The following is a 22592-nucleotide window of genomic DNA, read 5'->3' as shown; positions in this document are numbered from 1 at the left end:
GCTTTGAGAGAAGGAACCCGATGATCGAGGTGAAACACCTGGCCAAGCGCTTCGCCGCGACGGTACACAAGGAGCGGCGCGCGCGCCAGCGCGACGTGCGCGAGAGCGATGGCTGGTTCCATGCGGTGCGCGATGTCAGTTTTTCCTGCGCCCCTGGCGAAGTGCTGGGCCTGCTGGGTCCGAACGGGGCCGGCAAGACCACCACCTTGCGCATCCTCTCGACCGCCCTGCGCCCGGACGCCGGCAGCGCCTTCATCGACGATATCGACATCGTGGCCGATCCGATCCGGGCGCGCCAGCGCGTCGGTTTCCTGTCCGGCAGCACCGGTTTGTACGGGCGCTTGAGCGCGCGCGAAAATGTCGAGTATTTCGGACGCCTGCACGGCATGGCGCCGGAGCGTCTCAAGAAACGCTGCGACGCTTTGTTCGAGCAACTCGACATGCACGCCTACGCCCACAAGCGCGCCGATGATCTGTCGACCGGCATGAAGCAGAAATGCGCCATCGCCCGCGCGGTGGTGCACGAGCCGCAGGTGGTGATCCTGGACGAACCGACCACCGGGCTCGATGTGATGTCGGCGCGCGTGCTGCTCGAATTTATCGCCAGCTACAAGGCGCTGCGCATTCCCCTGATCTTTTCCACGCATCACCTGCACGAGGTGGAAAAACTGTGCGACAAGGTCTGCATCATCAACCACGGCCGCAGCGCCTTCAACGGCAGCGTGGCCGAGTTGCGCGAGCTGGGCGGCAGCCACGATTTGTACGATGCCTTCGTGCATATCATCAATCAGGAAGGCTGAGCCATGTGGACCGTGTATTTCAAGGAATTACTGGAACTGCTGCGCGACCGCAAGACCTTCATCTTCACCCTGCTGCTGCCGATCGTCGCGATGCCGATGATTTTCGGCGGCCTGGCCTATCTGTCGTCGACCATTTTCAAGAAAGCCCAGCACAAGGAACTGACCTACGCCGTGTTCGGCAAAGAGCATGCACCGGGCCTGAGCGAGCGCTTCAAGCGCGAAAAAGGCTTGCGCGAGGTGTCGCTGGCCAATGAAGGTGCGATCAAGGCCGCCATCGACACCGACCGCATCACCTTCGCCATCGTGATTCCCTCCGGTTTCGAGGACGCCTTGGCAGCGCACCGCCAGGCCCGCGTCACTTTGCACTACAACAACGCGGTGGCGCTCGACATGACCCATAAGCGGGTGGCGGCGGTGATCGAGGCGCACAACGGGGCGCTGCGCGAGCAAGCCTTGTCGGCCATGAACATGAGCCGGGCCGAGCTGCGCTTTGCGCTCAATCCGATCGAGCTGGAAGAACTGTCGACCGCCGGCACGCGCGAGCGGATGGGCGCGCTGGTGGGCGGTTTTCTGCCCTACATCCTGCTGATGGTGTGCCTGATGGCGGCGATGTACCCTGCCATCGACCTCGGCGCCGGCGAGAAGGAGCGCGGCACCCTGGAAACCTTGCTGCTGGCGCCCATTTCGCGCACGGCGCTGGTGCTGGCCAAGTTCCTGGTGCTGTTTACGGTGGGGTTGACGTCGGCGCTGCTGATGGTGGCCAGCATGGGGCTGCTGCTGGCCGTGTTCGGCGGCTCGCTCGAAGGCGGCCTGGCGCAGATGGTGCGGGCGATCGGGGCGCGCGACCTGGCGATGGTGGCGCTGATGCTGGTGCCGACGGCGGCCATTTTTGCCTCGATCCTGCTGTCGATTTCGATTTACGCCAAGAGCTACAAGGAAGCGTCGGGCATGATTTCGCCGCTGATGATGCTGTTGATCGTGCCGATCGTGGTGGCCATGATGCCGGGGGTGGAGCTGAACTGGTTCTGGTCGATGGTGCCGTTGACCAATGTGTCGCTGGCCATGAAGGAACTGGTCAAGGGAACCATGGATTACCGCATGTTTTCGGCGATTTTGCTCTCCACCACCCTGATCGCGGGAGCGCTGCTGGCGTGGTGCAGGTGGTGGTTCAACCGGGAGGAGGTGTTGTTTCGGAGTTAAGGTGAAAAACCGGGGTCTGTCCCTAATGCCGTAAACGTAAGCTCCGTCTTTCCCGCGCCGGCGGGAATCCAAGGCATGTATGCGGAGCGAAGGTGCCTTGGATTCCCGCCTGCGCGGGAAAGACGGTTCTAACATTGGCGGCAAAAGCAAGCGTGCGTTGTCGCTACCTAAATAACCACCCTACTCAGACAATCCCCACTCCCCCAATTGTGCAATCTGAGCCCATCAAAACGCCGCGCGTCGCAACAGGCGGCCCGTGTCCACTCAAATTTTATACAATGCAACTCTAGAAGTGCGCCCGGCTACCCGCCGAACGTACGCACAGCGACCGTATCAGGAGTCAGGCATGGAATTACGCATCAGGAATTTATCCAAGACCTACGCCAATGGCGTAGTTGCCTTGGATAAAGTTACCCTCACCATCCCCAGCGGGATGTTCGGCCTGCTCGGCCCGAACGGGGCGGGCAAGTCGACCCTGATGCGCATCCTCGCCACCTTGCAGGAGTGCGACGCCGGCTCGGTCTTCTTCGGCGACCTCGACGTGCTCGACGACAAGGACGATATCCGCCGCCTGCTCGGCTACCTGCCCCAGGACTTCGGCCTGTACCCCAAGGTCACGGCCTACGAACTGCTCGACCATTTTGCCGTCCTCAAGGGCCTCTCGCAGCGCACCCGGCGGCGCGAAGTGGTCGATGGCCTGTTGCAGCAAACCAATCTGTTCGAAGTGCGCAACCAGCGCCTCGGCACCTTTTCCGGCGGCATGCGCCAGCGCTTCGGCATCGCCCAGGCCCTGCTGGGCGACCCGCAACTGATCATCGTCGATGAACCGACCGCCGGCCTCGACCCGCAGGAACGGGTGCGTTTCCACAACCTGCTCTCCGACATCGGCGACGACAAGACCGTCTTGCTCTCGACCCACATCGTCTCCGACGTGTCCGACCTGTGCGCCAACATGGCGATCATCAACAAAGGCCACGTGCTGCTGTGCGGCGAGCCGCAAAAGCTGATCGACGATATCGACGGCAAGATCTGGGCGCGCTTCGTCGCCAAGCACGAACTGGCCCATTTCCAGCAAGAACACGCGGTGATCTCGACCCGCCTGCTGACCGGCCGCACCCTGATTCACGTGTATTCCGAGCAAGATCCGGGCGAGGGCTTCGAGCCGGCCGCCGGCGACCTTGAAGACGTCTACTTCGCCACCATCGCCGGACGCCACGTCGCGGCCAGCAACTGTTGAAGGTGGCGTCCATGTTGGCAATCGCACTGTTCGAAGCGCGCCAGCGGCTCAAGCTGCTCTCGACCTGGGTCTACTTCGGCATGTTTTTCGCGCTGGCGCTGCTGTGGATGGCCGCCGCCGGCGGGGTCTTCAAGGAAGCCCAGATCACCTTCGGCGGGCGCCTGTTCATCAACGCCCCGCGCTCGATCTCGCTGACCGTCGCCTTCCTCGGCTGCCTGGGCGTGATCGTGATGGCCGCCATGATGGGCCGCTCGGTGCAGCAGGATTTTGAATACGATATGCACCACTTCTTCTTCAGCGCGCCGATCGCCAAGCACGATTACGTGTTCGGGCGCTTTTTCGGGGCCGCGCTGACCCTGGCGGTGGTGTTTTCGAGCATCGTGCTGGGCGCCTGGCTGGGGACCTACATTCCCGGCATCGAACCCGACCGGCTGGGGCCGTCCGGGGGCTGGATGTACCTGCGGCCCTACCTGTTCCTGACGCTCCCCAACATCTTCATCTTCGGCGCCATTTTCTTCGTGCTGGCCGCGCTGACGCGGCGCATGCTGCCGGTGTACGTGGCCAGCGTGGTGATGATGATCGGCTACATCGTGGCGCCCTCGCTGGCGCGCGACCTCGACTACAAAACCCTGGCCGCGCTGATCGACCCCTTCGGCACCACCGCCCTGATCCGCATCACCGAATACTGGACCATCGCCGAGCGCAACAGCCGCGCGATTCCCTTCGACGGTGTGTACCTGCTCAACCGCGCGCTGTGGTGCGGCTTCGCGCTGGTGGTGCTGCTGCTCGGTTACTGGCGCTTCCACTTCATCGGCGGCGCCGACGCCCGCCCGGCCGGGCGCGCGGAAGGCGAGGCCGCCCCGCGCCTGTCCGGCGTGGCCACGGCGACCCAGGAAACGCCCGACTTCCTGGGCCGCAGCCTGGCCCTGTTGCTGCTCAAGTCGAGCTGGCTCAACTTTCGCGAATCGGTCAAGGATGTGTATTTCGCCGTGATCGCCCTGGCCGGCGTGCTGGCCGTGTTCGGCGCCTCGCTCAACCTCGGCTCCATGTACGGCACCAACACCTATCCCGTCACCTACCAGGTGCTGGAACTGATCAGCGCCGCGTTTTCGCTGTTCATGCTGGTCGTCACCACCTTTTACGCAGGCGAACTGGTCTGGCGCGAACGCGAAGCGCGGGTCGGCCAGATGCTCGACGCCCTGCCGCTGCCGAGCTGGCTGCCGATGCTCTCCAAGCTGTTCGCCCTGGTCGGCCTGCAAGTGCTGATGCTGGTGCTGGTAATGATTTCCGGCATGCTGATCCAGCTGTTCCGCGGCTACTTCGCCATCGACGTCGGCCTGTACCTGCAAAGCCTGTTCCTGATCCAGCTGCCGCAATACGTGCTGGTGGCGGTGCTGGCGATCGCGCTGCAGGTGCTGATCAACCAGAAGTACCTGGCTTACTTCGCCATGATCTTGTACTACTTCGCCACGATCACCTTCGGCTCGCTCGGCCTCGACCATCCGATGCTGCTGTACGGCACCTCGCCCTCCTTCGTGTATTCGGACATGAACGGCTACGGCCACTTCCTGGTGCGCGAACGCTGGTTCGAGCTGTACTGGGGCGGGGCGGCGCTGATGCTGCTGGTGGCCTCGCTGGTGTTCTGGCCGCGCGGCTTCAACGCCGAACTGGGCAGCCGGATCCAGCTGGCGCGCCGCAACCTGAGCCTGCCGGTGCTGGCCACCTTCGGCGCCGCCCTGGCGCTGTTCCTCGGCAGCGGCGCGATCCTCTACTACAACCTGCACATCGAAGGCGACTACCAGACCGCCTGGCAAAAAGACCAGGGCCGCGCCCAGTACGAACTGCGCTACAAGAAATATGCGGCGCTGGCCCAGCCGCGCATCAGCGCGGTCGACCTGAAAGTGGCGATCGTGCCCGAACAGCGGCGCCTGACGGTGACTGGCGTCTACCAGCTCGACAACAAGGGCACGGGGCCGATCGACCGGGTATTCCTCAGCCAGGACCGCCTGTCCAGCCTGAAAGTGCGCTTCGGCCAGAAAATCACGCCGCTGGTGAGCGACCGCGAGCGCGGCTTTTACGGCTACCAGCTGAGCACACCGTTGCTGCCGGGGCAGCGCCTGGCGCTCGAATTCGATGTCGAGTTCGAAGCGCGCGGCATCCTCGGCCTGGAATCGGACACCCCGGTGCTCACCAACGGCACCTTCTTCAACAATACCCATCTGCCGCGCATCGGCTACCAGGCGGCGGCCGAGCTCGAGAACGACCGCGACCGCAAGCGCCACGGCCTGGGGCCGCACGCGCCGCTGCGCTCGCCGCTCGATCCGGTCGGGCTGGCGAACAACTACCTGGGCCAGGATGCCGACTGGATCGATTTCAACGCCGTCATCAGCACCACCCCGGACCAGATCGCAATCGCCCCCGGCACCCTGGAAAAGGAATGGATGTCGGCCGGACGGCGCTACTTCCATTACCGCATGGACAAGCCGATCCTCAACTTCTACGCTTTCCAGTCGGCCCGCTACGAAGTGCGGCACGACCGCTGGCAGGATGTGACGATCGACGTGTTTTATCATCCCGGGCACGACTTCAACGTCGAGCGCATGATCCGCGGCGTCAAGGCCGGGCTCGAATACAACTCGAAGCATTTCAGCCCCTACCAGCACAAGGTGCTGCGCGTGGTCGAGTTTCCGCGCTACGCCGCGTTCGCCCAGTCGTTTCCCGGCACGATCCCGTTTTCCGAGAGCGCCGGCTTCATCGCCCGGGTCGACGACAAGAATCCCAAGGATATCGATTACCCCTTCTACGTGGCCGCGCATGAAGTGGCGCACCAGTGGTGGGGACACCAGCTGGTGCCGTCGAACACGCGCGGCGCCACGGTGCTGAGCGAAACCCTGTCCGAGTACGCGGCCCTGATGGTGATGAAGCAGCACGTCGGCCCGGAACGCATGCGCCGCTTCCTGCGCTACAACCTCGACAAATACCTGATCGGGCGGGCGGTCGAAACCAAGTACGAGTTGCCGCTGGCACAGAACGAAAACCAGAGCTACATCCATTACCACAAGGGCGCGCTGGCCATGTACCTGTTGCAGGATGTGCTGGGCGAAGCGAAGGTCAACGCCGTGCTGCACGAGCTGCTCACCAGCCACGCCTTCCACGGCGCGCCGTATCCGAGCGTGCTGGCGCTGACCGACGCCTTGCGCCGCGCCACCCCGCCCGAGCATGCCTACCTGATCGACGACTTGTTCGACCATATCGTGCTGTACGAAAACCGCGCCACCAGCGCCAGCGCGACCAGGCGCGCGGACGGCAAGTACGAGGTGCAGGTGCGCGCCAGCGTCGTCAAGCAGCGCGCCGGCAAGCTCGGCGACGAAACCGAAGCGCCGTTGAAAGACGTGATCGAGTTCGGCGTCGACGACAAGGATGGCAAGCCACTGCTGCGCGAACGGCGCGTGGTCGAGCGCAATACCGTCAGCGTGACCATGGTGGTGGGCACGCGACCGTACAAGGCGGGAATCGATCCGGATAACAAGCTGATCGACCGCAAGCCGGGGGATAATATGATCGAGGTGGAGCAGTAGCCACGCCGCTGCCTGTCCGCGATTGAGCGACAGGATCGTTCAATTGCGGAGACAACACCGCTCAAACACCGCTCACTTTGCGCGCACGGGCTTGCAGCAGTACTAACAGTTGTACAAGGTCCATCCCGAATCTTGCGCGACAAATATTTCTTTTCGTATAAACTTCCACCTTTTCCGTGGAAGCTAGCATGCCCAGCGCAAAAACGATCGACCAGACCAGCTTTCGCCGTATCCTCGCCCGCAACGTCGCGTTGCCGCTGGCGATAGGCGTCGGCAGTGCGCTCATTTTTGTCGCCGTCATTTCTTACCTCCTGTCGGTCCTGAGCATGGTGGAACACAGCGAAAAAGTCATCGGCCACGCCAATGAAGCGGCCAAGCTGTCGGTCGACCAGGAATCGGGCTTGCGCGGCTATTTGCTGAGCAACGACGAAGCCTTCCTCGCCCCGTACACGCTGTCGAAAGGCAAAGCCGCCGCCACCATGGACGCGCTGACCAAGCTGGTGTCGGACAATCCGCCCCAGGTCGCGCGCCTGCGCCAGATTGCGGCCATGCAGGAGCAGTGGGAGCTCTACGCCAACAATGCGATCGCCCTGCGGCGCGCCAACAGCGACGTCATTACGCTGGTGCGCAGCGGGCGCGGCAAGGTCGCCTTCGACGAAATCCGCACCACCTTCAACGAGTTCCTGGCGGTCGAACAGCGCCTGCTCAAGCAGCGTAGCGACAGCGCCCAGAGCGTCACCCGCTGGGGCGTGGCCCTGTACCTGCTGGTCAGCCTTCTTCTGTCGGGCCTGCTTGCCTATTTCGGCCGGCGCGAACTGATGCGCCTGTCGGAGGTGTTCGGCGACGCCATCGACCAGCACCGCACCCACGGCGAAGCGCTGGAACGCCAGGCCTGGCAGCGCAGCGGGCAAACCCAGCTGGCCGAACGCAGCATCGGCCACAATAGCCTGCCCAGCCTCGGGCGCGCCACGCTCGATTTCATGTCGGAATACACCGGCGCGGCCGTGGCCGCCCTGTACGCGCGCGACGAAGACGGCAGCCTGCGCCGCATCGCCGGGTACGGCATGAGCCGCGAAGAACTCGAGCGCGAAGTGCGCTACAACGGCGCCGACACCCTGGTCGGCCAGACCTTGCTGTCCAAGCGCCCGATCGTGATGGGCAACCTGCCCGAGCACTACCTGAAGGTGACCTCCGGCATCGGCAGCGGCAGCCCGCGCCACCTGGTCCTGATCCCGCTCGATAACGACGGCGCGCCCAACGGCGTGGCCGAATTCGGCTTTCTCAACGAGCCGCGCAAGCGCGACCTGGAGTTCCTGGAACTGGTCGCGCCGAACATCGGCCGCGCCATCGAAGCGGCGCTGGCACGCCGCCGCCTGCACGACGCGCTGGGCGAAACCCAGCAGCTCAACGAAGAACTCCAGGTACAGCAGGAGGAACTGCGCACCGCCAACGAGGAACTCGAAGAGCAGTCGCGCGTGCTGGAAGAATCCCAGACCATCCTCGAAAACCAGAAGGCCGAACTGGAACAGACCAACGAGCGCCTGGCCGAACAGGCCAACGCGCTCGATGAAAAAAACGGCGCCCTGGGCGTGATCCAGCACGAACTCGAAGAGCGCGCGCTCGACCTGCAGCGCGCCAGCAAATACAAGTCCGAGTTCCTGGCGAATATGTCGCACGAACTGCGCACCCCGCTCAACAGCTCCCTGATCCTGTCCAAGCTCTTGTCCGAAAACGCCAAAGGCAACCTGGAGCCGGAGCAGATCCAGTTCGCCAACACCATTTACGCGGCCGGCAACGACCTGCTCAACCTGATCAACGATATCCTCGACATCTCCAAGGTCGAAGCGGGCAAGCTCGAACTGACGCCGGAAGATATCGCCCTGAGCGACCTGGCCGACGCCATGCGCCACACGTTTGCGCCGCTGGCGGGCCAGAAGCGGCTGACGTTCACGTCGCAGGTTGCGGCCGGCGCGCCGCTTACCCTGCACAGCGACGCCCAGCGCCTGCAGCAGATCCTCAGGAACCTGCTGTCGAACGCGATCAAGTTTACCGACGCCGGCGAGGTCTCGCTGACCATCGAAGCGCGTCCCGACGCCATGCTGGCCTTTGTGGTGCGCGACTCGGGCATCGGCATCGCCGTCGACCAGCACGCGATCATCTTCGAAGCCTTCCGCCAGGCCGACGGCACCACCAGCCGGCGCTACGGCGGCACGGGCCTGGGCCTGTCGATCTCGCGCGACCTGGCGGCCCTGCTGGGCGGCTCGATCGTGATCGCCAGCTCGCCCGGCCAGGGCAGCACCTTCACCCTGCTGTTACCAGGCACTCTGCCGGCCGGCACCCCCGGCCTGCCGCAAACGCTCGCCACGACGGCGCCAGCGGCGCCGCGCACCTCGCTCTCGCCACCGGCGGCGCCAGCGCCGGCCGTGCGCGCACCGGTGTTCGCCGATGACCGCGGCCACACCGTGGCGGCCGGGCGCAGCGTGCTGGTGATCGAAGACGACGCCACCTTCGCACGCATCCTGTTCGACCTGGCGCACGAGCTGCACTACCGCTGCCTGGTCGCGCACAGCGCCGCCGACGGCCTGCAGGCCGCCAACGAGTTCCTGCCCGACGCCATCCTGCTCGACCTGGGCCTGCCCGACGGCTCCGGCCTGGACGTGCTGCAAAAGCTCAAGGACAATCCGCGCGCGCGCCACATCCCGGTGCACATCGTCTCGGCCAACGACCGCGCCGAAGCGGCCATGCAGCTGGGCGCGATCGGCTACGTGATCAAGCCGGCCACGCGCGACCGCCTGAAACAAGTGTTCCAGACGCTGGAAGGCAAATTTACGCAGAAGATGAAGCGCGTGCTGCTGGTCGAGGACGACGAGCGCCAGCGCGAGAGCGTGGTGCACCTGATCGACGACGCCGATGTCGAGATCACCGCCGTGGCCACCGGCGAAGAAGCGCTGGCGCTGCTGCGCGCGTCGGTCTACGACTGCATGATCATCGACCTGAAGCTGCCCGACATGCAGGGCCACGACCTGCTGCGCAAGATGGCGGCCGAGGAAATCGTCTCCTTCCCGCCGGTGATCGTCTACACCGGGCGCAACCTGACGCGCGCCGAAGAAGCGGAACTCCTTAAATATTCGCGTTCGATCATCATCAAGGGTGCGCGTTCGCCCGAGCGCCTGCTCGACGAAGTCACGCTGTTCCTGCACAAGGTCGAATCGCAGATGTCGGTCGAGCGCCAGAGCATGCTGAAAACCGTGCGCAGCCGCGACCGCGTGTTCGACGGCCGCCGCATCCTGCTGGTCGACGACGACGTGCGCAACATCTTCTCGCTCACCAGCGCGCTGGAACAGAAAGGCATCATCGTCGAAGTCGGCCGCAACGGCTTCGAAGCGCTCGAACGGCTCGACCAGATTGCCGACATCGACCTGGTGCTGATGGACGTGATGATGCCGGGGATGGACGGCCTGGAAGCGACGCGCCGCCTGCGCGCCGACCCGCGCTTTGCCAAGCTGCCGGTGATCGCCATCACCGCCAAGGCCATGAAGGACGACCAGGAACAGTGCATGAAGGCCGGCGCCTCCGACTACCTGGCCAAGCCGATCGACCTTGACCGCCTGTACTCGCTGCTGCGGGTCTGGCTGCCGAGCATGGAGCGACTCTGATGAATGCACCGGACAGCATCACCATCGAGCTGCGCCTGCTGATGGAAGCGATTTATCTGAAGTACAGCTACGACTTCCGCGACTACTCGGGCGCCTCGCAAAAGCGCCGCGTGCATCACGCGCTGCACCAGATGGACTGCGCCAGCATCTCGGAACTGCAGTCGCGCGTGCTGCACGACCCGGACGCCTTCATGCAGCTGTTGCAGTACCTGACCATTCCGACCAGCGAGATGTTCCGCGATCCGTCGTACTTCCATGCCCTGCGCGAGCATGTGGTGCCGCACCTGCGCACCTATCCGTCGCTGAAGATCTGGATCGCCGGTTGCAGCACCGGCGAAGAAATCTATTCGATGGCGATCTTGCTCAAGGAAGAAGGACTGCTGGAGCGCTCCATCATCTACGCCACCGACATCAACCCGCATTCGCTCGAACGGGCGCGCAAGGGCGTGTTCGCGCTCGACCGCATGCGCGCCTACACCGCCAGCTACCAGATGGCCGGCGGGCGCGCGGCGTTTTCCGATTACTACACGGCCGCCTACGACGGCGCCCTGTTCGACCGCAGCCTGGTGGAAAACATCATCTTCGCCGACCATAGCCTGGCGACCGACAGCGTGTTCTCCGAAACCCATTTGATCAGCTGCCGCAACGTGATGATTTACTTTAACCGCAAGCTGCAGGACCGCGCCCTGGGCCTGTTCCACGAGTCCCTGTGCCACCGCGGCTTTCTGGGCCTGGGCAGCAAGGAGAGCCTCGACTTCTCGTCGCACGCGGACGCGTTCGAACCGCTGGTCAAGGCCGAGCGGGTGTTCCGCAAGGTGGCGCCATGAGCGCCCTCCATGCGAATGTCTACGCAGAGCTGCTGGCCGGACGCACCATCGACGCGGTGGTGATCGGCGCCTCGGCCGGCGGCATCGACGCCCTGCTGCGCATTTTGCCGGCGCTGCCGAAGGACTTCGGCTTTTCGGTGACGGTGGTGCTGCACCTGCCGGACGACCGCGACAGCCGCCTGGCCGACGTCTTCCAGCAGCGCCTGGCGATGCCGGTGCGCCAGGCCGACGACAAGATGAGCGTGGCGCCGGGCACCGTCTATTTCGCCCCGCCCGGCTACCACCTGTCGGTCGAGCGCGACTTCAGTTTTTCGCTGAGCCAGGAAGACCCGGTACACTTCTCGCGCCCTGCGATCGACATCCTGATGGAGTCGGCCGCCGACGCCTGGGGCAAGCGCCTGGCCGGCATTTTGCTCACCGGCGCCAGCGCCGACGGCGCCGCCGGCATGGCGCGCATTGCCGCCTGCGGCGGCCTGACCGTGGTGCAGGACCCTAAAGACGCCGAGATCGCCACCATGCCCCTGGCCGCGATCCGGCTGCACGCCCCCGACGCCATACTGCCCGTACCCGCGATCGGCGCGCTGATGACCGCGATGATGGAGAACCAATGAAGAGCGACCAACAAAAAATCAAGCTCCTGATCGTCGACGACCTGCCCGAGAACCTGCTCGCGCTGAGCAAGATCATCGAACAGGACGACCGCATCGTCTACCAGGCCAATTCGGGCGAGGCGGCGCTGTCGCTGCTGCTCGAACACGACTTCGCGCTGGCCATCCTCGACGTCATGATGCCGGGGATGGACGGTATCGAACTGGCGGAACTGATGCGCGGCACCGAACGCACGCGCAACGTGCCGATCGTGTTCGTCAGCGCGGCCGGGCGCGAACTCAATTACGCCTTCAAGGGATATGAAACGGGCGCCGTCGACTTCCTCTACAAGCCGCTCGACATCGCGGCCGTCAAGAGCAAGGTCAACGTGTTCGTGGCCCTGTGCCAGCAGCGCAATGAGGTCAAGCGCCAGGTGGCCGAACTGGAAGAGGGCCGGCGCGAGCTGCGCGCCACCCAGGTCGAACTGGAACGCGCGGTGAAGATGCGCGACGACTTCATGTCGATGGTCGCGCACGAACTGCGCACGCCGCTCAACACCCTGTTTTTGGAGACGCAATTGCGCGGCATGCAGCTCGATAAGGGCAACATGGCCGCCTTCAGCGAAGAGAACATGCGCAAGATGGTGGCGCGCGACGGACGCCAGATCCAGAGCATGATCCGCCTGATCAACGACATGGTGGACGTCTCGCGCATCCGCAGCGGCAAGCTGTCGATCCGCCCGGCCGAAACCGAGCTCTCGGCGCTGCTTTCGCGGATCGTCAGCGACCTGGCGCAGCGCACCGAGGCCGCCGGCGGCACCATCGAGCTGCACGCGCCCGAACCGGTGGCCGGCGTGTGGGACGAATTCCGGGTCGAACAGATCATCATCAACCTGCTTACCAACGCGCTGCGCTACGGCGGCAGCAAGCCGGTGAAAATCAGTCTGGAAGTACGCGACGCGCATGCCTGGATCGTGGTGCGCGACCAGGGCGTGGGCATCGCGCCGGAAGACCAGCTGCGCATCTTCGCCCCCTTTGAGCGGGCCGGCACCAAGGACGTGCGCGAGGGCCTGGGACTGGGCCTGTACATCGCGCGCCAACTGGCCGAGTCGCACGACGGCACGCTCGATGTCGAGAGCGCGCCGAATGAAGGCGCAGCGTTCCGCCTGGCCTTGCCGCTGGCCGGATCGCACGCATGATGGTGCCGGCCCCGTACCGGGGCCTGTGGCGGCGCGAAGGCATCTGGCGCACTGACGGCAGCAGCGACACCACCACGCCGGTGCTGTGGTTCCAGTCGGCGCGCTGGCACATCGACTCGCGCGGCTTCGCCGGCGTCACCATGGTGGACGGCGTGCGCTGCGAATGGCATCCCGAGATTGCCTTTCCCCCGCTCGGCCCGGAGATCGACGCGGGAACGATGCGCTTCGACAGCGCCGACAAGCTCGAAGAAACTGGCGTCGACGGCAGTTACCGCGAACTGTGGGTGCGCATCGACGCCGGCCCGGTGCGCGCGCAGCGGCTGCAGCGTGACGACGGCGCGCTGGCCTGGCTGATCGGCGGCGCCGGATGGACGGCGTGGGCGTACGGCCATCCCGGCGGCATGGCGCAATGCGGTTTCGCCAGGGGCGATGGTGGCGCGGCGACGCTGCCGCCAGAGGCCGGAAGCGCCTGGCGCGTGAGCGCCAGCGACGACTAGCAGCCTGTCGGCGGCTCGGCGTCGATAAAGCGCCGCACAAGCTGCATGGCCAGCGGCGCCGCATACCCCACCGGCATGCTGTCCGGCGCCGCGCTGGCCAGTTGAAAGGTCCCTTCCATCAGCGCCAGCAAGGCCGCTGCCAGCGCCTCCACGTTGGCCGTGCTTTTGCGCTGCGCGGCCAGGCTGGCCGAGAGCAGTTCGCGCAGCAGCGCCATTTCGGTATCGACCGCGTGCTGGTAGGCCGCCCGCACCTCGCTCTGGCGCACCGCTTCCGCGCCGATCACCACCCACGCCGCCACCGCACCCGCATCCGCCCCTTCGCCCAGGCCCAGGCGCGCTTCGACGTACGCGGCCAGGCGCTCGTCGGCATTGGTGGCCTTGTGCGCCAGCGCGAGGTAGCGCTGCCGGGCCGCCCCGGCAAGCGCCTGCACCAGCGCCAGCAAGATCTCGGCTTTGCTGTGAAAATGGTAGTGCAGCAGGCCTGGAGTAAGCTGCGCGCGGCGCGCGATCAGCAAGATCGTGGCCTTTTCGTAGCCATGTTCGGCCATCGTATCCATCAGCGCTTGCACGATCTGCGCGCGGCGCTGTTCCGAATTGGGCTTTCTCGACATGCGTAATTTCACTTAAATTGGTTGAGCAACCAAATTATACTTGTTTTTCCTGGCCGCTTTCGCTAGCCTAGCAATATTGGGTGAGCAACCAAACAATCGAACGGAGCACACGATGAACGTAACTCCCCCGAAGGTACTGGTGCTGACCGGCGGGATCGGCAGCGGCAAGTCGACCTTCGCGCGCGCTTTCGAGGCGCTGGGCGTGCCCTGCATCGACGCCGATGCGCTGGCGCGCACGGTGCACCAGGATCCGGCGCATCCAGCCACGCTGCGCATTGCGCGCGCCTTCCCGCAGGCGATGGCGGCGGACGGCAGCCTGGCGCGCGGCAGCCTGCGCAACATCTTCGCGCTCGATGCGGCCGCCAACGAGGAACTCAAACGCCTCCTGCGCCCGGCGGTGCTGGCCCTGGCCGACGCCTGGACGCGCCTGCAGCGCGCGCCCTACGTGGTGTGGGAATCGGCGCTGGCGACCGACCAGGCCCTGCCCGCGGCGCGGGTGCTGGTGATCGATACGACGGACCAGCACCGCGCCGCGCGCATCGCCCTGCGCAATCCCGACTGGACAGCCGCGCAGGTGGCCAGCATCATCGCCATGCAGCTTGCGCGCGCCGACTACCTGGCGCATGCCGACGACGTGGTCCGCAACGACGGCACGCTTGACGACGTGCACGCACTGACCTTGCAACTGCATCACCGATACACCGACCTGTGGAGCTGAACCTTGAAAAAAATCGCATTCTCCGGCACGCTCGACCCGATCACCAATGGCCACCTGTGGGTAATCGGCGAAGCGCGCGAACTGGCCGACGAAGTCGTTGTGCTGATCTCCGAAAATCCCTTCAAAAAGCCGCAGTTCGACGTCGCCTCGCGCAAGGACATCGTCGAACGCAGCGTGGCCGCGCAAGGGTGGACCAATGTCAGCGTGGTGCTGGTGCGCGGCGACTACACGGCGCGCGCGGCCAAGCGGCTGGGCATCGACTTCCTGATTCGCGGCATCCGCAACACCTCCGACTTCGATTACGAAAACCTGATCCAGCAAGCCAACGTCGATGTGCTGCACGGCGCGAAAACGCTGTTCGTGATGCCGCCGCGCGACCTGGGGTCGGTCAGTTCGAGTTTTGTGCGCGGCTTGCAAGGACCGGTCGGCTGGCACTGGACCACGCGCCAGTTCATGCCGGCGCCGGCCTACGCGGCGTGGATACTGGACTGGCTGCGCAAGGACTGGGACAGCCTGTGGCCAAGCGACGACGCCAACGCCGCCGCCTGGTTCGCGCGCCTGACCGGCGAGAGCGCGTACGGCTCCGGCTCGCGGCCGTATCACAACCTCGATCACCTGGTGCACGGGCTGACCGAGATCACGGTGTGGGCGGCCAACGCCGGCGCCGGCGCGGCGCGGATGGCGGTGCTGAAAAAGGCATTCTGGTTCCACGACGCGGTGTATGGCGGCGGCAGCGGCGCCGGATCGAACGAGGAACAGAGCGCACAGCTGTGGCTCGCCTCAGGCCTGGACGGCGGTGCGGTGGCGGTTGAAGTGGCGAGCCTGATCCGCGCCACCGAGCACCTGGCGCCGGTGGCGTCGCGCCATGCGCTGCAAGACGTGATGCAGGGCGTGGACCTGGCTATCCTGGGCCAGGCGGCCGATGTGTACGATGGCTATGCGCGTTCGGTGCGGGCCGAGTACCAGCATATCGAGGAGATCGATTACCTGGCCGGGCGCGAACGCATCCTGGCGCATTTCCACGCGCAGGCTGTCGCCGGCACGCTGTATCCGGATGCGTACTTCGCCGACCTGTACAACGAGCGCGCCCGCGACAACCTGGCGCGCGAACTGGCAACGCTGCGCGAGCGCCAGTCGTTTGCGGGCGAATCCCCTTAAGTCATACGGGGGTGGCGCGACGACGGGCTGCTACACTCGGCACTCCGCCACTCGCCAAGGAAGTCTTCCGATGCCTGCTCGTTCCAGTCTGTCGCGCCTGCTGTGCGCGACCGCCCTTTTCATATCGCTGCCCGGCGCGCACGCCGCCGAAGATGCAAGCTACGGTCCCGAACTCGAAGGCTTCAGCTACCCGGCGCCGGTGCGGAAATTCGCGTTCACCTCGCAAAAAGCCAAGCTGCACATGGCCTACATGGACGTGAAACCGGCCACGCCGAACGGACATACGGCAGTCCTGCTACACGGGAAAAACTTTTGCGGCGCCACCTGGGAGTCGACCATCAAGGTATTGGCCGATGCCGGCTACCGGGTAGTGGTGCCCGACCAGGTGGGCTTTTGCAAGTCCAGCAAACCGGCGCATTACCAGTACACCTTCCAGCAACTGGCGGCCAACACGCGTGCGCTGCTCGAATCGCTCGGGGTCCGGCAGGCGGCCATCGTCGGGCACTCCACCGGCGGCATGCTGGCGGTGCGCTATGGGTTGATGTACCCGGAGCAGACGACGCAACTGGTGCTGGTCAATCCGATCGGGCTGGAAGACTGGAAGGCGGCTGGGGTGCAGTCCATCGATGTCGACACATTGTACGAGCGTGAATTGAAGACGACGGCGTCGAGCATCCGCGAGTACGAAAAATACACGTACTACGTCGGTCAATGGAAACCCGAGTACGAGAAATGGGTGCAGATGCTGGGCGGGATGAACCGCGGTCCGGGCAAGCAGATCGTGGCGTGGAATTCAGCGCTGATATACGACATGATCTACACGCAACCGGTCGTGTATGAATTTCCGCTATTGAAGATGCCGACCCTGCTGCTGATCGGCGAGCAAGACAATACCGCCATCGGCAAGGACCTGGCCCCGCCGGAACTGCGCCCAAGGCTGGGGAACTACCGGGTGCTGATGAAGCAGGCCGCGCAAAACATACCGAAGGCGACCCTGGTGTCGTTCCCGAAGCTCGGTCACGCGCCGCAGATGCAGGACCCGGACGCGTTTCATGCGGCTTTGTTGAAGGGAATGGCCGACGCCAGGTAGCCAGCCAGCCGCGCTAGCGCGTGGCCAGTACGGCCGTGGAATACGGCGCCAGCACGCGCCATCCCAGGGCCAGGTAGAGCGAGCGTCCCGCCTCGGTTGCGACCAGCAGGCGCTCGGACACGCCGGCCTGTTGCGCCAGCGGGTCCAGCGCCGCCATCAATGCACTGCCGAGGCCTTTGCGTTGATGCGGAGCGAAGGTTTCGATGCGGTCGAACACCGCGGTTGTACCGTGCACCACCACGCGCCCGAAAGGTGGCCACAGATTGTGGCCACTTGTTCTACACATCGCTCACTTAACCCGGAGCCGGCATTTGTCGGCTATCCAGGACGGCAGGGACTGACTGATCGGCGCCATGTCGTCGGGATCCATGCTTCCCATGTCGACCAGCAAGACCGTGCCGGATCCCAGCGACAGCATGACGGCCTGTCCTCCACTGTCGTCGCCAATGGCAAGATAACCGGGCGCGTATTCGCCCACTTCCAGGGTCTGGTTTCGCTCGATCACATCGTCGAGCGGATACACCACCAGGCCGTTGTCGAACCAGATACCGTTCGCACATGCAAGCAGCGCCCGATACGCATCGGGCAAGCGCATGCCCAATTGCGCTTCGACCTGGTCGATCGAGGTTTCCGCTGCGGGTGGATTGATCCTGGCGAGTGACGTCAGATGAACGATATTCATTGGCATTCCGGTCTAACGCGGTGTATGTCCAATGCGGTGCCAGGTCTGACAAACGGACACGGGCCCGGCTGAAGATACCGCAAATGCGATTTCAACAGCCGGGCCCGTGTCCGAATGTCAGACCTGGCACCGCATGGGGTGCGGCGGATTATTCTTCCGCGACCGCTTTCTTGACGGCGGCTTTTTTGGCTGCCGGTTTTTTGGCGGCTGCCTTTTTAGCAGGCGCTTTTTTAGCCGCCGCCTTCTTGGCCGGCGCGGCTTTTTTCGCGGTGGCTGGCGCCGCCTCGTCGCCCTCGGGATCGGCTACCGCCGCAGCCTTGCCTTTAGCCGGCGCCTTGGCCTTGCGTTCCTCGAACTCGAAGCTGATCTTGCCATCCTTGCCCTTGACCAAAAAGGCCTTGAACGGACGACGCGTGCGCTGCGACACAAAACCCGGCATCAGGTCGGTCTTGCCGTCGTTGAGCAGCTTGACCATTTGTTCCGGCAAAATTTCTTGCTGCAAGATGATGCGGCCGCTGCGGAAGTCGCAGGTCTTCGGCTTGGCTACGCTGTGCTCGCACACATACGCCAGGCCCATCTCGAACACGCCGCCGGCGCATTTCGGGCACGGTCCGAGCGCGGTCTGGCCGGTGAAGTCGACGCCTTCGCCATCTTCGCCACCGTCGTCGTTTTGCCCGAAATCAAATTCAAGTTTGCAATTCTTGATGTCTTCATCGCGCACGATGCGCAAAATGGCGGCAAACGGACGCCCCATTTTCGAGCGGAATCCCTGCATCGGGCCGATCGTGCGTTTTTCCAGCAACTCTTCAACTTCGGCAATCTCGAACTGGCGGCTTCCAGGCGTCTTGCTCATGTTGAATTCGCACTTGGTGCAGGCGAAACGACGGTAGTTTTCCTTGACCACGCCGCCGCAGTTCGGGCACGGCGTGTGCAGGGTCGCGTAGTCGCCCGGAATCGTGTCGTTGTTGTATTCCTTGGCGCGCTTGACGATGATTTGCGTCATCTGGGCAATTTCACGCATGAACTCGTCACGCGAAATCTTGCCCTTCTCCATTTGCGACAGCTTGTATTCCCATTCGCCGGTCAGTTCGGGCGCGGTCAGCTCGTTCACGCCGAGGCCGCGCAACAAGGTCATCAGCTGGGATGCCTTGGCGGTCGGAATCAGTTCTCGCCCTTCGCGCAACAGGTAGCGCTCGCCCAGCAAGCCTTCGATGATGGCCGCGCGCGTCGCCGGCGTGCCCAGGCCCTTGCCGGCCATGGCGTCGCGCAGTTCGTCGTCGTCGATCAGCTTGCCGGCGCCTTCCATGGCGGAGAGCAAGGTCGCTTCCGAGTAGCGCGCGGGCGGCTTGGTGACCAGGGCGTTCGGGCTGACTTTTTCGGTCTGCACTTTTTCGCCCTTGGCCACTGGCACCAGGTTGCCGCCGGTGTTGTCGTCCTTGTCGCTGTCGGTCGAGGCTTCCTTGCCGTAGATCGCCAGCCAGCCCGGATTGGTCATGACCTTGCCTTCAGTCTTGAACTGGTGGCCGGACACTTCGGTAAAGCGGGTGGTGACCTGGAATTCCGCAGGCGGGAAGAACACGGCCATGAAGCGGCGCGTCACCAGGTCGTACAGCTTTTGTTCCGGCTCCGACAAATTCTTCGGCGCCAGGGTGGTCGGGATGATCGCGAAGTGATCCGAGATCTTGGTGTTGTCGAAAATGCGCTTGTTCGGCTTGACCCAGCCCTTGTCGGTGATCTGCTTGGCGAACTGGTGGTAGTTATTGTTCTCCGCCAGGCTCACCATGGTGTCCTTGACGGTGTTGACGTAGTCTTCCGGCAGATGGCGCGAGTCGGTACGCGGGTAGGTCAGCACCTTGTGCTTTTCGTACAGCGCCTGGGCCAGGCCGAGCGTGTTCTTGGCCGAAAAACCGAAGCGGCCGTTCGCTTCGCGCTGCAGGCTGGTCAGGTCGAACAGGGCCGGCGCCATCGAGGTGGTCGGCTTCGATTCTTCCGTTACGTTGCCTTGGCGGCCCTTGCAGGCCATGGCGATGCTGTCGGCGGCGGCCTTGCTCCACAGGCGCTCGGAGCGCTTCTCGGGGTCGTTCTCGTCCTTCTTGAAGGCCTGGTCGAGCCAGCGCCCTTCGTACACGCCGGCGGCGCACACGAACTCGGCGCGCACTTCCCAGTAATCGCGCGAGATGAATTTCTTGATCTTGTCTTCGCGCTCGACCACGATCGACAGGGTCGGCGTTTGCACGCGGCCCACGGTGGTCAGGTAGAAGCCGCCTTCCTTCGAGTTGAAGGCGGTCATGGCGCGGGTGCCGTTGATGCCGATCAGCCAGTCCGCTTCGGAGCGGCAGCGCGCGGCATCAGCCAGCGGCAGCATTTCTTCGTCGCTGCGCAGTTGCGTGAAGCCGTCGCGGATCGCGCCCGGCGTCATCGATTGCAGCCACAGGCGCTTGATCGGTTGCTTGGCCTTGGCGTTTTGCGCGATCAGGCGGAAAATCAGCTCGCCTTCGCGCCCGGCATCGCATGCGTTGATGAGTTGGGTGACATCCTTGCGCTTGATCAGCTTGTTCAAGACCTTGAGGCGGGCCTCGGTCTTGGCGATCGGGTTGAGCGCGAAATACGGCGGAATCATGGGCAGGTGGGCAAAGCTCCACTTGCCGCGCTTGACGTCGTGCTCTTCCGGCACCGCGATTTCCAGCAGGTGGCCGACGGCCGACGACAGGACATATTCGTCCGATTCGAAGTACTCATCGTGCTTGGTGAAGCCGCCCAGCGTCTTGGCGATATCGTTCGCGACGGAGGGCTTCTCGGCGATGATGAGGGTTTTGGTCATAGGTTTTCTCGTCGTACTATATTAAGTGGTTCGGCCCGCGCATCATACATGCTTGGCCGCAGCAGGCGGGATTTTGCCGTCCTGATATCGAAATTGTAACAACCCGATAGAGCGGCCAATGATAAGCGGGTTGCCGGGAAGTCCGCAAGTAGCCACTGCATGCCAAAAGCCACAATCGTGCCGGCAGCGGGGGAAAAGCGTTGCTTGGAAGGGAAAACGGGACGCTGGCGGGCCTGATACGGACGGCGCCGGCCTGACTCAATGCAGCAAGCGCGGAGCCTGCTCGTCGTCGGAGCCGAACAGGTCGTCGAACATCAGCGCGTCCGGTTCCTTGCCCTGGCTCCACAACAGCATCAGCACGATGATCTTGAGCTTGCCCAGGCCCACCGGCGACTCTTCCAGCGCCAGCGCGCGTTCGATCACGATTTCGCGCTGCACGGGGCTGAGCACGCCCGCGCTTTCGAGGAACTGGATGAAGCCGACCGCAGAACTGCCCAGGGCGTCGGATTCGCGCTGCACGTAAAACCGCGTGCCGCTCGAGGTAAACGCCAGGGTCGCCTCGTCGCCCGCCATTTCGGTCAGGTCGGTCAGCCACACGAGCGCTTCCGAGATCTCGACATCGTCGAAACCGACAGCGGACAGTTTACGCGCCAACGCGGCCGGCTCGGGGCAGGCATCGGGGCGGTAGTACGTCTCGTAAAGGTAGACCAGGATATCGAACATGGCTCTACTCTATCAGTTAAGTTCGCTAAAACACAAGCCCGTCCGTGCGCCTCTTGCGCCCCGCCGACCCGATTTTTTAGCGCTTTACACGCTGGAACAATCCGCCCGGCAATCGTTCGAGATGACCGGCAAGTTCGAGCGCCAGCAAGCGGCCCGCCAGCACGGCCGGATCGCAGCCGACCAGCGCGCCGAGCGCATCGGCGCCGACCGGATCGTAGCCGAGCGCGTCGAGCAGCGCGCGCTGCGCGGCATGCAAGGATGCGCTGCTGTCGGGTTGGCGCGCCAGGGTGGCCAGCGGCGCCACGCGCAGCGGGATCAGGATGTCGTCGACGCAGTCGACCAGGGTGGCGCCCTCGCGGATGAGGATGTGGCAGCCTTTTGCGAGCGGCGCATGGATCGAGCCGGGAATGGCGAACACCTCGCGACCCTGGTCGAGCGCCAGCCTGGCCGTGATCAGCGAACCGGAGTTGGCGGCCGCCTCGACCACCAGCACGGCGCAGCACATGCCGCTGATCAGGCGGTTCCGGCGCGGGAAGTTGCCGGGCGTCGGCCCGCTGCCGAGCGGGTACTCACTGACCACGCAACCCTCTTGCGCAATGCGGCGCGCCAGCGCTTCGTTGCGGCTCGGATAAATGCGGTCGGCGCCGGTGCCGGTCACGGCCACGGTCGAGCCCGGACCGCGCAAGCCGCCCTCATGCGCGGCCGCATCGATCCCGAGCGCCAGGCCGGACACGATGGTCAGGCCGGCCGTGCTCAGCGCGCTGGCGAAGGCGCGCGCATTGGCCGCGCCCTGCCCGGTCGCATTGCGGCTGCCGACGATGGCCACGGCCGGCGCCGACAACAACGCGACCCGGCCGCACGCGTACAACAGCAGCGGCGGCATGGCCAGCTCGCGCAGCAGTGGCGGAAAAGCGGGGTCGTCCAGGGTGAGGAGGTGGTGGTCGGGGTCGGCCAGCCAGTCGAATACGGTGTCGAGGTAGGCGGCGCAGGCGTCCGGCATGGGCTCGCACACGGCGCGCGCGACGCTGTCGGAAACAATTTCGCGCAAGGCCAGGTGGGAAGCGCTGAAGATGGATTGCGGGGTGGAAAAGCGCGCAAGCAGGCGCTGCGCCGTCACGGCCCCCACGCCCGGCGTCTGCTCCAGGCGTACCCAGGCCGCCAGGCGCTCGGCCTGGCTGCGGGGGGTGGCGGGGTCCGTGTCTTGCACG

18 protein-coding genes are annotated in these 22592 nt (G+C 64.5%); 12 read left to right on the top strand and 6 right to left on the bottom strand.

Annotated features, from left to right (window positions below):
- Positions 1 to 20: 20 nt before the first annotated feature.
- The 9 genes from F0185_RS21960 to F0185_RS21920 all read left to right on the top strand — a co-directional run bounded on the left by F0185_RS21960 (position 21) and on the right by F0185_RS21920 (position 13581).
- Positions 21 to 800, top strand: a complete 780-nt coding sequence (locus F0185_RS21960; protein WP_167228084.1) for an ABC transporter ATP-binding protein — start codon at positions 21 to 23, stop codon at positions 798 to 800.
- A gap of 3 nt (positions 801 to 803) precedes the next feature.
- Positions 804 to 2000 (top strand): ABC transporter permease, encoded by a 1197-nt coding sequence (locus F0185_RS21955; protein ID WP_167228082.1) that lies wholly within the window; start codon positions 804 to 806, stop codon positions 1998 to 2000.
- 346 nt (positions 2001 to 2346) lie between these two features.
- Positions 2347 to 3237 carry an ABC transporter ATP-binding protein gene (locus F0185_RS21950; protein ID WP_167228080.1) on the top strand — a complete coding sequence of 297 codons (891 nt, stop codon included), beginning with the start codon at positions 2347 to 2349 and terminating at the stop codon, positions 3235 to 3237.
- 11 nt (positions 3238 to 3248) lie between these two features.
- Positions 3249 to 6815 (top strand): ABC transporter permease/M1 family aminopeptidase, encoded by a 3567-nt coding sequence (locus F0185_RS21945; protein ID WP_167228078.1) that lies wholly within the window; start codon positions 3249 to 3251, stop codon positions 6813 to 6815.
- A gap of 188 nt (positions 6816 to 7003) precedes the next feature.
- A complete protein-coding gene (locus tag F0185_RS21940; protein ID WP_167228076.1) occupies positions 7004 to 10471 on the top strand; it encodes a response regulator in 3468 nt (1155 codons plus the stop codon).
- A complete protein-coding gene (locus F0185_RS21935) occupies positions 10471 to 11298 on the top strand; it encodes a CheR family methyltransferase (protein ID WP_167228074.1) in 828 nt (275 codons plus the stop codon). The genes F0185_RS21940 and F0185_RS21935 overlap by 1 nt, the downstream gene beginning before the upstream one ends.
- Positions 11295 to 11909, top strand: coding sequence for a chemotaxis protein CheB (locus F0185_RS21930; protein WP_167228072.1), 615 nt, complete (start codon positions 11295 to 11297; stop codon positions 11907 to 11909). The genes F0185_RS21935 and F0185_RS21930 overlap by 4 nt, the downstream gene beginning before the upstream one ends.
- Complete coding sequence (locus tag F0185_RS21925) at positions 11906 to 13084, top strand: hybrid sensor histidine kinase/response regulator (protein WP_167228070.1); 1179 nt, start codon at positions 11906 to 11908, stop codon at positions 13082 to 13084. Before F0185_RS21930 ends, F0185_RS21925 begins: the two co-directional genes overlap by 4 nt.
- Positions 13081 to 13581: a hypothetical protein gene (locus tag F0185_RS21920; protein WP_167228068.1), complete on the top strand. Its 501-nt coding sequence runs from the start codon at positions 13081 to 13083 to the stop codon at positions 13579 to 13581. Before F0185_RS21925 ends, F0185_RS21920 begins: the two co-directional genes overlap by 4 nt.
- On the opposite strand, the gene F0185_RS21915 is transcribed toward F0185_RS21920, so the two are convergent.
- Complete coding sequence (locus F0185_RS21915; RefSeq protein WP_167228066.1) at positions 13578 to 14192, bottom strand: TetR/AcrR family transcriptional regulator; 615 nt, start codon at positions 14190 to 14192, stop codon at positions 13578 to 13580. The two genes, F0185_RS21920 and F0185_RS21915, sit on opposite strands and share 4 nt — an antisense overlap.
- A 112-nt stretch (positions 14193 to 14304) precedes the next feature.
- Here F0185_RS21915 and coaE point away from each other — a divergent pair, with 112 nt between their 5' ends.
- The 3 genes from coaE (at position 14305) to F0185_RS21900 (ending at position 17158) form a co-directional block, all read left to right on the top strand.
- Complete coding sequence (gene coaE / locus F0185_RS21910; RefSeq protein WP_167228064.1) at positions 14305 to 14910, top strand: dephospho-CoA kinase; 606 nt, start codon at positions 14305 to 14307, stop codon at positions 14908 to 14910.
- Between the two features lie 3 nt (positions 14911 to 14913).
- Positions 14914 to 16068, top strand: coding sequence for a pantetheine-phosphate adenylyltransferase (gene coaD, locus F0185_RS21905; RefSeq protein ID WP_167228062.1), 1155 nt, complete (start codon positions 14914 to 14916; stop codon positions 16066 to 16068).
- 70 nt (positions 16069 to 16138) lie between these two features.
- Entirely contained in the window at positions 16139 to 17158 is a 1020-nt protein-coding gene (locus F0185_RS21900) for an alpha/beta fold hydrolase (RefSeq protein ID WP_167228060.1), read from the top strand.
- A 13-nt stretch (positions 17159 to 17171) separates the two neighbouring features.
- Here the strand turns inward: F0185_RS21900 and F0185_RS21895 are convergent, their stop codons facing one another.
- The 5 genes from F0185_RS21895 to dprA form a co-directional block, all read right to left on the bottom strand.
- Entirely contained in the window at positions 17172 to 17393 is a 222-nt protein-coding gene (locus F0185_RS21895) for a GNAT family N-acetyltransferase (protein ID WP_370664048.1), read from the bottom strand.
- Between the two features lie 54 nt (positions 17394 to 17447).
- On the bottom strand, positions 17448 to 17840 hold the full coding sequence (locus F0185_RS21890; protein WP_167228056.1) for an SMI1/KNR4 family protein: 393 nt from the start codon (positions 17838 to 17840) through the stop codon (positions 17448 to 17450).
- Between the two features lie 148 nt (positions 17841 to 17988).
- Positions 17989 to 20661: a DNA topoisomerase III gene (locus tag F0185_RS21885; RefSeq protein ID WP_167228054.1), complete on the bottom strand. Its 2673-nt coding sequence runs from the start codon at positions 20659 to 20661 to the stop codon at positions 17989 to 17991.
- Between the two features lie 258 nt (positions 20662 to 20919).
- Positions 20920 to 21384 (bottom strand): Smg family protein, encoded by a 465-nt coding sequence (locus F0185_RS21880; protein ID WP_166893185.1) that lies wholly within the window; start codon positions 21382 to 21384, stop codon positions 20920 to 20922.
- 76 nt (positions 21385 to 21460) lie between these two features.
- Positions 21461 to 22591, bottom strand: coding sequence for a DNA-processing protein DprA (dprA, locus tag F0185_RS21875; protein WP_167228052.1), 1131 nt, complete (start codon positions 22589 to 22591; stop codon positions 21461 to 21463).
- Position 22592: the final 1 nt, after the last annotated feature.

This window comes from Massilia rubra (genome assembly GCF_011682065.1).
GTDB classification, from domain to species: domain Bacteria; phylum Pseudomonadota; class Gammaproteobacteria; order Burkholderiales; family Burkholderiaceae_D; genus Telluria_A; species Telluria_A rubra.
Note: the sequence above shows the minus strand (reverse complement) of the source record. Positions and strands in the feature narration are given on the sequence as shown.

Excerpts from the sequence above, each read along its gene's own strand:
- F0185_RS21885 (WP_167228054.1), bottom strand. The coding sequence starts at position 20,661 with ATGACCAAAACCCTCATCATCGCCGAGAAGCCCTCCGTCGCGAACGAT.
- F0185_RS21945 (WP_167228078.1), top strand. The coding sequence starts at position 3,249 with ATGTTGGCAATCGCACTGTTCGAAGCGCGCCAGCGGCTCAAGCTGCTC.
- F0185_RS21935 (WP_167228074.1), top strand. The coding sequence starts at position 10,471 with ATGAATGCACCGGACAGCATCACCATCGAGCTGCGCCTGCTGATGGAA.
- F0185_RS21955 (WP_167228082.1), top strand. The coding sequence starts at position 804 with ATGTGGACCGTGTATTTCAAGGAATTACTGGAACTGCTGCGCGACCGC.
- F0185_RS21915 (WP_167228066.1), bottom strand. The coding sequence starts at position 14,192 with ATGTCGAGAAAGCCCAATTCGGAACAGCGCCGCGCGCAGATCGTGCAA.
- F0185_RS21950 (WP_167228080.1), top strand. The coding sequence starts at position 2,347 with ATGGAATTACGCATCAGGAATTTATCCAAGACCTACGCCAATGGCGTA.
- F0185_RS21960 (WP_167228084.1), top strand. The coding sequence starts at position 21 with ATGATCGAGGTGAAACACCTGGCCAAGCGCTTCGCCGCGACGGTACAC.
- F0185_RS21920 (WP_167228068.1), top strand. The coding sequence starts at position 13,081 with ATGATGGTGCCGGCCCCGTACCGGGGCCTGTGGCGGCGCGAAGGCATC.
- F0185_RS21890 (WP_167228056.1), bottom strand. The coding sequence starts at position 17,840 with ATGAATATCGTTCATCTGACGTCACTCGCCAGGATCAATCCACCCGCA.
- F0185_RS21930 (WP_167228072.1), top strand. The coding sequence starts at position 11,295 with ATGAGCGCCCTCCATGCGAATGTCTACGCAGAGCTGCTGGCCGGACGC.
- F0185_RS21925 (WP_167228070.1), top strand. The coding sequence starts at position 11,906 with ATGAAGAGCGACCAACAAAAAATCAAGCTCCTGATCGTCGACGACCTG.
- F0185_RS21900 (WP_167228060.1), top strand. The coding sequence starts at position 16,139 with ATGCCTGCTCGTTCCAGTCTGTCGCGCCTGCTGTGCGCGACCGCCCTT.
- coaE (WP_167228064.1), top strand. The coding sequence starts at position 14,305 with ATGAACGTAACTCCCCCGAAGGTACTGGTGCTGACCGGCGGGATCGGC.
- F0185_RS21940 (WP_167228076.1), top strand. The coding sequence starts at position 7,004 with ATGCCCAGCGCAAAAACGATCGACCAGACCAGCTTTCGCCGTATCCTC.
- F0185_RS21880 (WP_166893185.1), bottom strand. The coding sequence starts at position 21,384 with ATGTTCGATATCCTGGTCTACCTTTACGAGACGTACTACCGCCCCGAT.